Annotated in this window: 11 protein-coding genes and 1 pseudogene; 4 read left to right on the plus strand and 8 right to left on the minus strand. The window is 66.5% G+C overall.

The genetic code is table 11. The features are described from left to right. Positions 1 to 66: 66 nt before the first annotated feature. From QFZ70_RS04270 to QFZ70_RS04280, 3 genes are read right to left on the minus strand one after another with little or no spacing between them, the layout of a single operon-like run. Positions 67 to 1,353, minus strand: a complete 1,287-nt coding sequence (locus QFZ70_RS04270) for an SRPBCC family protein (protein WP_307094250.1) — start codon at positions 1,351 to 1,353, stop codon at positions 67 to 69. 29 nt (positions 1,354 to 1,382) lie between these two features. Beyond that, entirely contained in the window at positions 1,383 to 2,210 is an 828-nt protein-coding gene (locus QFZ70_RS04275; protein WP_307094251.1) for a DUF1206 domain-containing protein, read from the minus strand. 3 nt (positions 2,211 to 2,213) lie between these two features. Continuing rightward, complete coding sequence (locus QFZ70_RS04280; protein WP_307094252.1) at positions 2,214 to 2,504, minus strand: hypothetical protein; 291 nt, start codon at positions 2,502 to 2,504, stop codon at positions 2,214 to 2,216. A 153-nt stretch (positions 2,505 to 2,657) separates the two neighbouring features. Here QFZ70_RS04280 and QFZ70_RS04285 point away from each other — a divergent pair, with 153 nt between their 5' ends. After that, positions 2,658 to 3,194 carry a hypothetical protein gene (locus tag QFZ70_RS04285; RefSeq protein ID WP_307094253.1) on the plus strand — a complete coding sequence of 179 codons (537 nt, stop codon included), beginning with the start codon at positions 2,658 to 2,660 and terminating at the stop codon, positions 3,192 to 3,194. A 122-nt stretch (positions 3,195 to 3,316) separates the two neighbouring features. On the opposite strand, the gene QFZ70_RS04290 is transcribed toward QFZ70_RS04285, so the two are convergent. The 3 genes from QFZ70_RS04290 to QFZ70_RS04300 form a co-directional block, all read right to left on the minus strand. Next, positions 3,317 to 4,540 carry an AI-2E family transporter gene (locus QFZ70_RS04290; protein ID WP_307094254.1) on the minus strand — a complete coding sequence of 408 codons (1,224 nt, stop codon included), beginning with the start codon at positions 4,538 to 4,540 and terminating at the stop codon, positions 3,317 to 3,319. Positions 4,541 to 4,658: 118 nt separating this feature from the next. After that, positions 4,659 to 5,339, minus strand: a complete 681-nt coding sequence (locus QFZ70_RS04295) for a FadR/GntR family transcriptional regulator (RefSeq protein ID WP_307094255.1) — start codon at positions 5,337 to 5,339, stop codon at positions 4,659 to 4,661. A 6-nt stretch (positions 5,340 to 5,345) separates the two neighbouring features. Continuing rightward, positions 5,346 to 6,701: an MFS transporter gene (locus QFZ70_RS04300; RefSeq protein WP_373461530.1), complete on the minus strand. Its 1,356-nt coding sequence runs from the start codon at positions 6,699 to 6,701 to the stop codon at positions 5,346 to 5,348. Positions 6,702 to 6,846: 145 nt separating this feature from the next. Between QFZ70_RS04300 and QFZ70_RS04305 the strand changes: the two genes are divergently transcribed. Further along, positions 6,847 to 8,415: a CYTH and CHAD domain-containing protein gene (locus tag QFZ70_RS04305; protein WP_307094256.1), complete on the plus strand. Its 1,569-nt coding sequence runs from the start codon at positions 6,847 to 6,849 to the stop codon at positions 8,413 to 8,415. Positions 8,416 to 8,495: 80 nt separating this feature from the next. Here the strand turns inward: QFZ70_RS04305 and QFZ70_RS04310 are convergent, their stop codons facing one another. Beyond that, complete coding sequence (locus tag QFZ70_RS04310; RefSeq protein ID WP_307094257.1) at positions 8,496 to 9,470, minus strand: IS481 family transposase; 975 nt, start codon at positions 9,468 to 9,470, stop codon at positions 8,496 to 8,498. A 168-nt stretch (positions 9,471 to 9,638) separates the two neighbouring features. Then, on the minus strand, positions 9,639 to 11,075 hold the full coding sequence (locus QFZ70_RS04315; protein ID WP_307094258.1) for a PucR family transcriptional regulator: 1,437 nt from the start codon (positions 11,073 to 11,075) through the stop codon (positions 9,639 to 9,641). A gap of 155 nt (positions 11,076 to 11,230) precedes the next feature. Here QFZ70_RS04315 and QFZ70_RS04320 point away from each other — a divergent pair. Both QFZ70_RS04320 and gabT read left to right on the plus strand, forming a co-directional pair. Beyond that, positions 11,231 to 12,662, plus strand: a pseudogene (locus tag QFZ70_RS04320) (gamma-aminobutyraldehyde dehydrogenase). A 35-nt stretch (positions 12,663 to 12,697) separates the two neighbouring features. Further along, entirely contained in the window at positions 12,698 to 14,068 is a 1,371-nt protein-coding gene (gene gabT / locus QFZ70_RS04325; RefSeq protein WP_307094259.1) for a 4-aminobutyrate--2-oxoglutarate transaminase, read from the plus strand. The last annotated feature ends 143 nt before the right edge of the window (positions 14,069 to 14,211 follow it).

Consider the following 14,211-nt stretch of genomic DNA (forward strand, 5'->3'; position numbering starts at 1 on the left):
CGGTTTGGGTTTTGGGCGGCACATGGGCCCCACTGCTTTAAGTACCGGTCACTTAGCCCGGATGCGCTACTTCCCGGCCCCGCCCACCGCCATCAGCTCCAGGCGCTGGAGGGTCTCGCGGTTCCGCACCGTGATCATCGGGTCCCGCATGATCTTGGGCACCTTCCTGCCCGGACCGCGGATGGCGTCCTCGGAAATGGTGACAAGGCATTGCCCGCCCTGGTCCTGAAGTGTGATGGCCACCTTGGCTTCGCCCATCGGCCAGCCGCGAGCCACCAGTTCCAGGGACTTTCCCGGTTCGACGGCGGTCACCCTGGTGCTGTCGTTGATCACCAGCGGCCAGGCGCCTACGGAGTGATGAAGGCGGGATCCGACCTGCGGCCAGGTGTCGTCAACGGCGCGGATCCGGGAGGCGCCCACTACCCAGCCGGAGTACAGCCAGCCATCGGCAATCACCCGCCAGACGTCAGCGGCAGGGGTGTTGAACAGCTGGGACACGGTGGACATGGTGTTCCTTTCTGAGGTGGCTGGGCTGGTGTGGCTCCCCGCCGGAGCGGGGTGGGCGGCATAATGCGCGACGGCGGGTGGTGCCGGTCGCTGTGCCGTCCGGTAGGAGCGCTCCCGCAGGCGGCGTGTCCAGTCGTAGGTCTGTGCACCCGGCGGTTGGTTCTCGAGGGGATTGAAACGGAGGGGAGGGTCAGCCGGTACCGGGGCGGCCCGCAGCCGCAGTTCCCCGCACTGCCGCCACTGCCCGGTGGGCTTGGCCCAATACAGCCCCAGTACCCACTCGCCGGCCGTGACGGACCCCGCCTGCAGGCTTATGGTCCGAAGCCCCAGGAGCACGGGACCCGTCCGGCCGCGGTAGGGCATCAGCGTGGTGAAGGGTGCTGATGCCGCGTCGAGCTTGGGCTGGAGCAGAAACCTCCCGGGAAGCTGCCAGCCGGTGGAAGCAAACAGCACGTCCGCTGCGCCGCCGTCTCCGGCATTGGTGCCCGGACCGCCGTCGTCGGCCTTGGCCAGGGCGCCGCCGCTGGACGGTGTTACCCGGAGCGCGAGCCCCAGGACGTCCGGAAGCCCCTCCGGCAACCCGGCCGAACGCGAAAACCGCGCTGCAACGGTATCGATGCCTGAGGAGTCGAGCCAGTCCAGGCCGCTCGGCTCGCCAAGATTCCCGGTCCTGGTCAATTGACCGGCCAGGCCGATGCCCTTGGGGTGGATCGGCCGGTCGGGGCGGGCCACCTTAAGGAGCCGGAACAGGGCAGCAAAAGCCCGGCCCGCCGTCTCCGTGACGCCGGGGACCACGTCCCGGGCCGCGCCGCCGTGCGCTGCTTGCTCCCTCACAAAATGCGTCATGCTTCCTTCCTACCCACAAAAAGGCGGAACTACATGCGTCCGAACCTCGACCGGATCAGGGCGAAAATTCCGTAGGCAATGAATCCTGCCCCGATGACCACCAGCAGATACGGGCCGAAGGGATGGTCCCGGAGGGCTTTGAGTCCGCCGTCCAGCCCAGTGGACTCCGCGGGGCTGTGCTTTGCGGCGGCGATGACAAACAGCAGGCCGGTAAGGCCGAGGGCGGCACCTTTGGAGATGTGACCGGTGACGCCGAGGGTGTCGATGAGCCTGCCGCGCCGGGTGCCGTCGAAGTGAAAGAGTTCGTCCTTGAATCCGCGCCGGACGCCCTTGAATACGAAGTAGATCCCGATTCCAATGATGGTCAGGCCCAGCGCCACCAGTGCCCACAGCCCCAACGGCGTGGCCATCAGCGAGGCGCTGAAATCACTCGTACTCTCACTGGAATCCCCCCGCAGCCCCACGGCGAAACCGGCGAAGCTGAAGCCGACGCTGGTGTAGGCGATGGCCAGGAAGCCCGACGAAATAAGTTTGGAGATTCGTTCCTTGCGGGGCAGGCGCCGCGCCCTCAGGGTGGCCTCGCTCGCCTGCCACAATCCCAGGCCAAAGCACGCCAGCACACAGGCCCACATCACCGCTGGGCCCCACGCGTTTGCGGCCAGTTGCTCAATCGCCCCGGTGGGTTCCGCCTCGCCGGGCTGGCCGAAAGCCACTGCGACGGCGATGGCGCCGATGATGACATGCAGCAGGGCCATGACGGCGAAGCCTGTGCGGGCGAGGACGTCGAGGGCGGGGTGGTTGGAGGCCTCCTCGACGGCGTCCGCGGCCTGGCTGATGGTGGATTCGCTGTCCGACACAGGTCAGCCGTTCATGGGCCCTTCGGCACGAATCTTCTCCGCGCCGGGTCCCTCGACGTGGACGGTGCAGCGGACCACGAGCTTTCCGGGTGCATTGCCCAGTTCCACCAGGGAATCGTCCGCGCTCAACACCGTGAAGACCTCAGAGCCCGCCACAACGGCCACACCCTTGGCTTTCGCCGTGTCCCGCGCATTCCCGAGCGCCTCGCGCTGAAGCCCGTCCAGGTAGCTGTTGTCATCTTCCCGGGCGGGGTCTCCGAAGGCCCAGCCAAACAAACTCCCAGTAATTCCCATGACGACGATAGTACGCGGTCTGCCGGAGCAAGACGGGCTTTCGTAACATTAGTAAGTGTGCTTACCATAGGCGGACCATGACCTCGATGGGACACAGTAAGTGAAGTCCGCAGGCGCGGCATCTCAACCAGTTCAACGTTAGGAATGCACATCATGGCAGGAAATCTCATTGCCCGGTCAGTCCACGATCTGACGGCAGCAGCGTGGTTCGGTGGATCCCTGATGGGTGCCATCGGCCTGAACGGCGCAACGGCGGAAGCCAAGGACCCCTCCGAGCGCACCCGCCTTTCCAGCGCCGGCTGGATGAAGTGGGCACCGTTCCAGACGGCGGCGTTTGCCTCGCACCTGGTGGCGGACCTCGCCATCGCCTGGGAGAACAAGGACCGCATCGCGCAGCAGGACGGCGTCGCCCGGGACACCGCGATCAAGACGGCGGTGACGGTGGCGGGTGCAGCCGTAACCCTGTACTCCGGGATCCTTGGCAAGAAGGTCGAGAAGCTCGCAGCTGAGGGTGCCCAGGGCGCCACCGAGCCGCGGCCCGATGCTTCCGACGAGCTCAAGGCTGCCCAGCAGCAGCTCAAGATGCTGCAGTGGGTCATCCCCGCCTTCGCCGGACTCGTAGTGATCCTTGGCGCCAAGCACGGCGAGATGCAGCGCCCCAAGAACGTGTTCGCGGGCCTGCAGAAATAACCGTGCAGCGGTCAAAATGACCTGACGACACGCAAAAAGGATGGCGCATCCGGGATACCGGGTGCGCCATCCTTTTTGTGCGTCGACACAGTTGGCCGGCAGCTTTAGTTGGGCCGGCAGCCCTAGATGGGCTGGCTGTTGGGCGGTGGCAGGTCCGGGTTCATGTCTTCCATGTTCGGATCCTCTGCTGTCCATACCTGGATGATGGCCCAGGCGACGGCGGCCAGCGGGACGGACAGCACCGCACCCACGATGCCGGCCAGGATGGTTCCGGCGGTCAGCGCCATCAGGATCACCAGGGCATGGAGTTGCAGCGACTTGCCCATGACGATCGGCTGCAGGAGGTCGCCCTCAAGCTGGTTGACGGCGATAACCACCGCCACCACAATCAGCGCCACCACGGGACCGTTGGCCACCAGGGCCACCAGTGCGGCGAGGATGCCCGCAACAGTTGCACCCACCAGCGGGACGAAGGCTCCGATGAAAACGATGATGGCCAAGGGGATGGCCAGCGGAACCTGCATGATCAGCAGCGCAGCCCCGATGGCGACGGTGTCCACCAGTGCCACGATGGCGGTGCCCCGGACGTAGCCGCCCAGGACCTCAAGGGTGCGGCTGCCGACCCGCCGCAGCTTTGCCTCACGTTCCCCCTTGAAGGGGCGGAGGAAAAAGTTCCAGATTTTGGCGCCGTCCTTCAGGAAGAAGAACAGGATGATCACCACAAGGCTTGCCCCGGCAAGGAACTCAGTAACCACGGAGAGTCCCGTGAGGGCACCCGAACGGACCTGGCTGCTCGTCGCGAACTGGGTGATTCCCTCACGGGCCTGGTCCAGCTGCGCCTGCTCGAGGGGGATGGGGCCGGTGAGCAGGAACCGCTCCAGCTCATCCAGTCCTGAAGCAGCCTGTTGTGCAAGTTCGCCCCACTGATTGCGGACCGAGTAGTAAATCACAGTGGAAACGGCGCCCAGTACCAGCAGCAACCCGATAAACGCGATGCCGGTGGCCAGGCCGCCTTTCATCCCGCGGCGCCGGAGCATGTTCACGAACGGGCCGATGGCGGCTGCCAGGATGAGTGCAATCAGGATCGGAATTACCAGGAGCTTGATCTGCATCAGCGCGTAAACGGATACGACGGCGACTGTCAGGATCAGCAGGACCTGCGCCGAGCGGACGCCCACCCTGCCCAGCCCATCGGCCCATAGCGCGCTGGGGGGCTTGGGTTCCTGCTTTCTTGAAGTGGCTGCGGGTGCGGGTGCCTGCTGGTGCAGGCCTGACCCGGCCGCGGGGACCGGCTGCGGAATGTCGCTGCCCGGCCCGTGGTCGGGCAGGCGTGTTGCTCGCGCCATGGGGACTCCTCATTATCGGCTGGTGCCCTGGGCGCGCGTGTGCGCGGCAGGGATACTACCCTTCTCAGATAGTAAGCCTACTGACCGATTAAGGAAGGGCGAAACCCCGAGGAGCGGATTATGCGGCCAGCCACTCCGCGCAGGAGTTCAGGTTTGCGTTGACGGTTGCCACGGCGGCGTCCTCGTCCCGATGCTCAATAGCCGCGAGCAGGAGGTCATGCCCCTCGTGTTGGAGTCCCTCGAACCCGGGCCGGCGGAGTTGCTTTTGAAGATCCTCGTGCACCACGGCGCCGAAGCTGACGTAGAGCTCGTGCAGCAGGGGATTGCCGGATGCCTGTGCCACGCGCTCATGGAAGCCCCAGTCGGCCCGCGCCCACGCCTCGTAGTCTTCCGCGTTCCAGGCCTCGTTCCGGCCGGTGAGGAGTGCGCGCAGGGCTGCGACGTCGTCGGCCGTTGCATTCCGTGCGGCGAGCCGGGCCGCCTGCGTGTCCAGGCCCAGCCTGACTTCCAGGATGTGGGCCTCCGTGTGGTCCTGGTACATGCGCCGGGCAGCGCCCGAGATTTCGCTGGTGGCCCGCACGTAGGTGCCATCGCCGCGGCGGACTTCCAGCATGCCGCTGTGCGCGAGTGCTTTGATGGCCTCACGGAGGGTGCCGCGTGAGACGCCCAAATCATTTATCAACCCGGTTTCTGACGGGATGCGCTGGTGGAGGGGCCACTCGCCGGACTGAATCATGGTCCGAAGCTTCGTAGTGACTTCATCGGCCAGCGGCGGGCGGTGGGAAGGGCTCAGAGCCATGGCGTCCTACTTCCGCTTGCCGGCGGCGCGGCCGGCAGAGGCGCCAGCCAGGTTGCCGGGCGAAGTGCCGGCAACGCTGCGGGTCATCGCGCTGCCTGTGATCAAGTGGGCCACCACAACCTGAACCAGCGCCAGGGCCAGCAGCAAAGCGAGGGGCAGGGTCCAGCCGCCGGTGGCGCTGTGCAGGAGCCCCATCCCGAACGGGCCGGTGGTGGCGAGCAGGTAGCCGATGGACTGGGCCAGCGTGGACAGCGCTGTGGTTTCGGCCGTGCTTGAACCGCTGCGGCTGATCATCACCATAACCAGCGGGAAGATGCCCAGGCCGAAGCCCAGCAGGATCGCGGGAACGATGGCCAGGCCCACGGGCAGGACCAGGAGCAGGGCCACGCCTGCCGCCATGGTGATGCTGACCAGGTAAAACGCGGGGCGCAGCATCTTGGGGCGGGAACCGATGGCGATGAGCAGCATGCCCGAGGGAACGGATACCAGCTGCATCAGTCCGAACATCAGCCCACTCTCCGAGGCATCTAGCCCCATAGTGGTGAGCATGTACGGGAACCAGCTCAGCAGTGCGTAAGCCAGCAGGGACTGGAGCGTGAAAATAGCCGTCAGCAGCAGCCCTTTCCGGGTGCTCAGCAAGGGCCAGGGGGACACGTGCCCCGCCGTCGAACGCGTGCTGTTCCGGTGGGCGTGCAGAGCCACGGGCAGGAAACCCAGGAACGCCGCCACGGCAGTAATGCCAATGGCGCCGACGGCGGCGGACGGGGATCCGAGGGCCTGAGCCAGCGGGACGACGGCGACGGAGGCGACCGTAGCCCCGGTGGTCATGGTCACCGTGTAGACGGCGGTCATGAGGGAGGTCCGGTGGGCGAAGTGCTCGCGGATGAAGGACGGCATTGCCACGTTGCAGACGGCGAGCCCGGACATTCCCACTACGCTGCCGGCGACCAGCATCCCGGTGGCGGGGATCCCGCGCAGCAGGAGGCCGCCGGCCAGCATGGCCAGGGACAGGAGGATCGCCTTCTCCACCCCCAGCCTGCCCGTAAGCCATGACGTGCCCGCTCCCGCCAGGGCAAAGCACAGGGTGGGGATCGACGGGATAAACGCAGCCACCAGCGGCCCGTAACCCAGCACCATCTGCAGGTCGTGCAGCAGCGCCGATGCCCCGGTGATGCCTGCGCGCAGGTTGAGCCCAATCAGCACCAGCGCAATTACCCCGAATACGACGGCGGATCGGGGCCTGGTAGGTGCTGTCCCGGCAGTCATCGCGGACGCGGCAGGCCCGGGCGAGGGCGCGGGTGCCGATGCAGGTGCGGGCGCGGGGGCTGTGAGCGGTGCAGGGGCAGGGGGAGTGGCGGGCATCCTCCTAGGCTAAAGGTTAGACGTTTGATGTCTCCAGTTTTGTGGCCAAGCTCTCCCGGCACATCGCGCCCGGGAATAGACTTCCAGCGAGGGCCCTGCCGCCACCGTGCCGGCCCGCACGCAGGACCTACGCGGAAGGACGGCTGTGAAGGCTTCCCAGGGAATCGAGATAGAGAAGAAGTACGAAGTCGGCGACGACGCCACAGTGCCGGCACTGGAAGGACTGCCAGGCGTTGCCCGTGTTGGGACTCCCCATACTGCTGAGCTTGAAGCTGTGTACTTCGACACCGACCGGCACACGCTCGCATCCCGCCGCATCACCCTGCGTCGCCGCACTGGTGGGATCGACGCCGGCTGGCACCTGAAGCTGCCCCCGGAAGCCCCTGCCGGATCCGGAACGGAACCCCAGCAGCGCCGGGAGCTGCACGCACCGCTTGGCCAGGCCGACGTCGTACCCGACGTCCTGCTTGCCCGCGTGCAGGCGCACCTGCGCGGGACGGAAGTGACGCCGGTTGTCCGGCTCGAAACACGGCGGACCACCCACGCGCTCTACGGGGAGGACGGCGGGCATCTGGCGGATCTGGCCGACGACCAGGTGGAGGCGACCCGCCTGCATGGTCCGGCAGGTGAACAGCCGCAGCGCTGGCGGGAGTGGGAACTGGAACTCGTGGACGGCGGGCCGGAGCTTTTCGGCCCCGCTGAGGAGCTCCTCGCAGCTGCCGGAGCCCGTCCCGCCGGGCACGCATCGAAACTCGCGCGGGCACTCGGCGGAGTTTCAAAGGGGAGGGGAGGACTTGAGGAGGAAAGTCCCGCGGCGCTGATGGCCGGAAAGAAGGCCCCGGCGGCCGCCGTCGTCACCGTGTACGTGGCGGAGCAGCTGCGGCAACTCCTCGCCGAGGATGCTGCGGTCAGGCTGGAGGAACCCGAGGGGGTCCACGACATGAGGTCCGCAGTCCGGCGCATCCGCTCTGTGCTGGCCGCCTACCGGAAGCTCTACCGGGCCGTGCCGGTGCGGCGCCTGCGGGACGAACTTCACTGGTTGGGCCTGTTGCTGGGCGAACCCAGGGACGCTGAGGTCCTGCTGGGCCATCTGCGGGCGCACCTTGATGAGCTCCCGCCGGGCGAGGGCACCGACGCGGCGAGGGAGCAGGTGGAGCGTAAGGCCGGGGCTGCGTTCGACGCCGGCTACCGGCGGCTTCAGGAGGCGCTGCAATCGGAGCGCTATTTCCGGCTGCTGGACGATCTTGAAGGCTTTTGCAGCCAGCCGCCGGTACTGTCGCGGGCCGTGGCCCCAGGACGTGCCATGGCCGCAAAGGTGGTGGAGAAGTCCGCCCGCCGGCTGCGGCGCTCGCACAAGGCTGCAGCGCATGCCCGGCGCGGGACCGCCCACGAAAACGCCCTTCACCAAGTGCGCAAGGACGCCAAGCGGCTGCGCCATGTGGCCGAGTCGGCGGGGCTGGTGCATGGCGGGCGCGCCAGGAAGGTGGCCAAGGCCGCCCACCGGCAGCAAAGGATCCTCGGCGATTACCACGACGCCGTGATTGCGCGGAACCTGCTCCAGACCCTCGAAGCGAGCCAAGGGCTGCAGGAGGCCACGGCTGAGGTACTGGCAGCACTTCGTAGACGCCAGACGGACCTGATGGAAGCGGCCGAGGCCAAGTACCGCAAGGCCCGCAAGAAGTCCCGCGACCTGCTGAAGCCCCGCGTCATCTAGTCCCCACCCGCCCCCTAGCCTCGCAAGCTCGGCCAGGGAACCCTGCGGGCGTGGGCCCACCACCCGCCCCCTAGCTGTACTCAGTCAGTAGGTTGGTTGCACCTGCTGATGGGTGGTTTGCCTCCGAGGCTGCTGTGTGGCCGGTGGTTGTTGTAGAAGTTTAGCCAGGGCTGCAGGGCGTCGGTGCGGGCTTGGTTGGATGTAAAGGGTTGCCGGTAGGCCCAGCCTTCCTGGAGGGTCCGGTTGAAGCGTTCTGCTTTGCCGTTTTGCCAGGGGTGCCGGGGTTTGATCAGGATGTGTCTGGCCCCCAGTGCAGCGAGTGCGTTCTGGAAGTCGCGGGAGAGCCGGTATGCGAAGGCGTTGTCGGTCAGGACACGCCGGACAGGCGCTCCGTTGGCTGCCATCGCCGCTGCCGCCCGGGCGAGGAAACCTGCGCAGGTCGGGCCTTTCTCGTCGGGCAGGACCTCGGCGTAGGCAAAGCGGGTGTAGTCGTCCACGGCGACGTGGACGTAGTCAAAGCCCATCCTCTGATGCGATTTTCGGTGGTTTGCCGGGCTCTGGAAAGGGTCTGCCCGCCAGCCACCTCCTGCGGGGATGCGCCCAAGTTTCTTGACATCGACGTGGATCATGTCGCCCGGCGCGTCGCGTTCGTAGCGGCGGTCGGTCGCCTGTGATCCCCGGATCCGTGCCCCGGTCACGGGGTCCAGGTCCCACAACCTGGGCATGCCCGCCCTGGCCAGAATCCGGGAGACAGTCCGGGCGCTGGTCCCGCAGCGCAAGGCCAGGTCCGTTGGCCCTTCCCGGTGCTCCACGCGCTGGGCCAGGACATCTGCAACGACCTCCGCTGCGGTGGCATGAGGGCATGACTTTGGGCGGGAGCTGCGGTCCTGCAAGCCGGTCCAGCCGTGGGTCCGGTATCTGCTGATCCAGCGGTGCGCGCAGGTCCTTGAGATGCCCATTTCCTTCGCTACATGGGCAACTGGACGGCCAGTCAGAACGCGTTCGACGAGGATTCGTCTACCGGTCGGAGTCAATCGGGCATTACGGTGGACCATGAGGACCTCTTAGTCGTTGGCTGCGTGTGGTAACCACCAACCTAAGAGGTCTTCACCTATTCACGATGTAACCAACGTCCTGACTCAGTACACCTAGCCTCGCAAGCTCGGCCAGGGAACCCTGCGGGCGTGGGCCCACCACCCGCCCCCTAGCCTCGCAGGGACACGCTACTTTCCCTGGCGCGCGGACAGCCGGGCCACCGCCAGCGCGAGCCAGAGCTGCACGCGGTCGGTGGTGACGGCGGGGTCGTAACCGGTCAGTTCGGTGATCTGCGCCAACCGGTAGCGGACCGTGTTCCGGTGCAGGGTGAGTTCCTCGGCGACGGCGGCCACGGACCCGTTGTTGTTGAGGTAGCTTTCCAGCGTGGTCATCAGTTCGGCGCCGTGGGCGGCGTCGAAAGTGCGGAGCGGATTCAGGGACTCGTGGGCCATGTCAGCCAGCGGCACGTCCTCACTGGCCAGCAGCAGTGACGTCAGGCTCAGCCGCTCCGGCTCGTTGACGGGGAGTCCGTGGCTTGCCGCGTCGCGCGCCTCGAAGTAGCTCCAGCGCAGGCCGTTGGGCTTGGTGTACGCGCCGCCGATGCCGATGGTCGCGTGGATGCCCGCCTCAGCCAGATGGTCGCTCAGCTTCCGCGCGAGTGCCGGCGCCGCACCGCCGTCGTCGTTCATCACCAGCATCAGGTCCTTGCCCACGACGGCGGCAACGGTGTTCTCCAGCTCCCGCGGCACCGACGTGCTCACCAGCGCTTTGTGATGGGCCGCGGAGACGGCCAGCAGCACCACGTTCTTGCGGGTGCTGTTCACGCCGACGCCGGCGAGGCGGCGCTGGGCCTCGCTAATTTCCAGCGCCCCGTGGATCACGTCCTCCAGCACCTGCCCGCACAGGGCACGCTCGGACTGGCGCTGCTTGACCATGTTGTTCAGTTCAACGCTGATCAGGTTCTGGGCGTAGCCGATAATGCCCGAGTCCTCGAAGGGCTTGCGGACCCACAGCGTGCAGGCGTCGCGCCGGCCAGTGGGGATGGGGTAGGAGGCCCAGGTGTCCGCCTGCGGGGTGTCCGTGCTGCTGTTGTACAGCTGGGCAGTGAACTGGGTGAGGGCAATGTCCGCCCGCAGCATGCCGCCCAGATGCTTGAGGAGCTCGGCCAGGCCCCCGCCCGTCAGCAGTGCTCGCGCCAGGACCTGGTGCCCGGCGATCAGGCGCTCGAGCTTGGCGTAGTGGTCCGCCGACTGGGCGTCAGCCACCAGCTTGCCGATGGCGATGAACGGCGTCGCGTACGGGACCTCCACAACGGGCAGGCCCCACCGGTTCGCCTCCGCGAGCAGTGCCGGCGGCACCGCGTCATGCGAAAGCCCCACACCAAAGCCGATGCCCACGGCGCCGGCCCGCTGCACCTGCCGCACGAACCGCCGCTGCTCGGGCGCCGACTTCAGCCGCAGGCCGGTGGTAAGGATCAGTTCACCGCCATTGATGAACCGCTGCGGGTCCTCGAGTTCGGTCACTGCCACCCAGTTGATGTCCTGGTGCCAGGTGGTCTCGGCTACCCCTGCCTTGGACAGGTTCAGGGACTTGACACCCAGAAGGGCAGCGAGGGAAATGGCCATGAACCAAGGATAAGCGGGCGCTAGTCAACCGCACTAACAAGCAGCAGAAAGGGTGTGCAGGTGGCTATTCACGGCGCAGGGGTGCTGGCATAGGCTCAAGGCAGTCAGATCCATCCGCCTTGCGCCGATGGCCCCCAGGAAAGAGGTTGCACACCGTGGTCCAAACCTTGCAGAACTTCATCAACGGGACGTTCGTTACGCCTGCCGGCGCCGGCACGCTGGACATCGTCAACCCCACCAACGGTGACGTTGTGGCCCACTCGCCCATCTCCGCCCAGGAAGACGTTGACGCTGCCATGGCTGCGGCCAAGGAGGCCTTCAAGACCTGGAAGCACGTCACCCCGGGACAACGGCAGCTGATGCTGCTCAAGCTCGCGGACGCCATTGAGGCCAACAGCGATGAACTGGTGGAGGCGCAGCACCGCAACACCGGCCAGGTGCGGTCCCTGATTGCCTCCGAGGAAATCGCTGCCGGCGCTGACCAGCTGCGCTTCTTCGCCGGAGCCGCGCGCATCCTCGAAGGCAAGTCCGCCGGAGAGTACTTCGAAGGACACACCTCCTACGTGCGCCGCGAACCCATCGGCGTCGTGGCCCAGGTTGCTCCCTGGAAACTACCCGTTCCTGATGGCCATCTGGAAAATCGGCCCCGCGCTCGCAGCCGGCAACACCGTGGTGCTGAAGCCCTCGGACACTACCCCCGAATCCACCCTGGTCCTGGCCCGCCTTGCCGGGGACATCCTGCCCGCAGGGGTGCTCAACGTGGTGCTGGGCACCGGCAAGACCGGCGCCATGATGGTGGACCACAAGGTCCCGGGATTGGTGTCTATCACGGGCTCGGTCCGTGCCGGCATCGCCGTCGCCTCCGGTGCTGCCAAGGGACTCAAACGTGCCCACCTGGAGCTTGGCGGGAAGGCACCGGCCATCGTCTTCAAGGACGCCGACATCAAGAAGAGCGCCGCGGCGATCGCCGAGTTCGCCTTCTTCAACGCCGGACAGGACTGCACCGCGATCACCCGGGTGCTGGTGGAGGACTCCGTGCACGACGACGTGGTAGCCGCCATGGTGGAGCACACGAGAACCCTGCGTACCGGCTCCCAAAACGACGAAGACAACTACTTCGGCCCGCTGAACAACGTCAACCACTTCAACCAGGTCACGTCGGTGGTGGAAAACCTCCCCGCGCACTGCCGCATCGAAACCGGCGGACACCGGGCAGGGGAGAAGGGCTTCTTCTTCGAGCCCACCATCATCACCGGCGCAAAGCAGTCGGACAACATCGTCCAGCAGGAAACCTTCGGTCCGGTCATCACCGTGCAGAAGTTCAGCACCGAGGAAGAAGCGGTAGAACTGGCCAACGACGTGGACTACGCACTGGCCTCCAGCGTGTGGACCACCAACCACGGCACTGCCATGCGCCTGAGCCGGGACCTGGACTTCGGCGCCGTCTGGATCAACACCCACATCCTGCTCACCGCCGAAATGCCCCACGGCGGCTTCAAACAATCCGGCTACGGCAAAGACCTCTCCATGTACGGCGTCGAGGACTACACACGCATCAAGCACGTGATGTCCGCGCTCGACTCCTAATCCCCACCGACGCCATTCAGTAAAAAGGAAACACCATGACCACCACCGCATCAGACATCACCTTCCGCCTCGAGCAAAAGCGGCGCATCCAAGCCGACTTCCCGGGCCCCAAGTCGCTGGCCCTGGCCGAGCGGCGCAAGGCCGTGGTCGCCGCGGGCGTCGCGTCCGGCGTCCCGGTCTATGTTGCCGACGCCGACGGCGGCATCATCCAGGACGTCGACGGCAACTCCTTCATTGACCTGGGCTCCGGCATCGCCGTGACCAGCGTCGGGGCCTCGGATCCCGCCGTCGTAGGGGCCGTGAAGGAAGCCGTGGAGCACTTCACGCACACCTGCTTTATGGTCACCCCGTACGAAGGCTACGTCGCAGTGGCCGAGCAGCTGAACCGCCTCACCCCGGGCGACCACGAAAAGCGCACCGTCCTCTTCAACTCCGGCGCCGAGGCAGTGGAGAACGCCATCAAGGTGGCCCGCCTGGCCACCGGCCGCGACGCCGTCGTGGCTTTCGACCACGCCTACCACGGCCGCACCAACCTCACCATGGCGCTGACCGCCAAGGCCATGCCGTACAAGACCAACTTCGGCCCGTTCGCGCCCGAGGTCTACCGCATGCCCATGAGCTACCCGTACCGCGAGGAAAACCCGGAGATCACCGGCGCCGAGGCCGCCAAACGCGCCATCACCATGATCGAGAAGCAGATCGGCGGAGACCAGGTTGCCGCGATCATCATCGAGCCCATCCAGGGCGAGGGCGGCTTCATCGTCCCGGCCGAGGGCTTCCTCCCGGCGCTGGCCGAATGGGCCAAGGAGAAGGGCATCGTCTTTATCGCCGACGAGGTCCAGTCCGGTTTCTGCCGCACCGGTGAATGGTTCGCCGTCAACCACGAGGGCGTCATCCCGGACATCATGACCCTTGCCAAGGGAATCGCCGGCGGCATGCCGCTGTCCGCCATCACCGGCCGGGCAGACCTGCTCGACGCCGTCCACCCGGGCGGCCTGGGCGGCACCTATGGCGGCAACCCGGTGGCGTGTGCTGCCGCGCTGGCCTCCATCGGCTCCATGGAGGAATACGACCTCGCCGGCCGTGCCCGGCACATTGAAGCGGTGGCCACCACCCGGCTGCGTGAACTGCAGACCGAGCTGGCCGGGTCCGACTCTGCCGTGATCGGCGACGTCCGCGGCCGCGGTGCCATGCTGGCGATCGAACTGGTCCAGGCCGGCTCCAAGGAACCGAACCCGGAACTCACCAAAGCTGTTGCCGCCGCCTGCCTCAAGGAAGGCGTCATCATCCTCACCTGCGGCACCTACGGCAACGTCATCCGGCTCCTGCCGCCACTCGTCATCACCGACGAACTGCTGAACGACGGACTGGATGTCCTGGCCGCGGCCATCAAGGCCAACGCATAAACGCTGGCGAAGTTCCAGCCAAGTAAACGAGACAGAGGCGGCACCCCCAGTACCGGGGTGCCGCCTTCTTTTGTGCAGCAACCCCTCCGGGAACACCTACCCTGCCCCTAACGTCAACCTGTCAACTACCTAATTCCCCCCCC

Source organism: Arthrobacter sp. V1I9 (assembly GCF_030817075.1).
GTDB lineage: Bacteria > Actinomycetota > Actinomycetes > Actinomycetales > Micrococcaceae > Arthrobacter.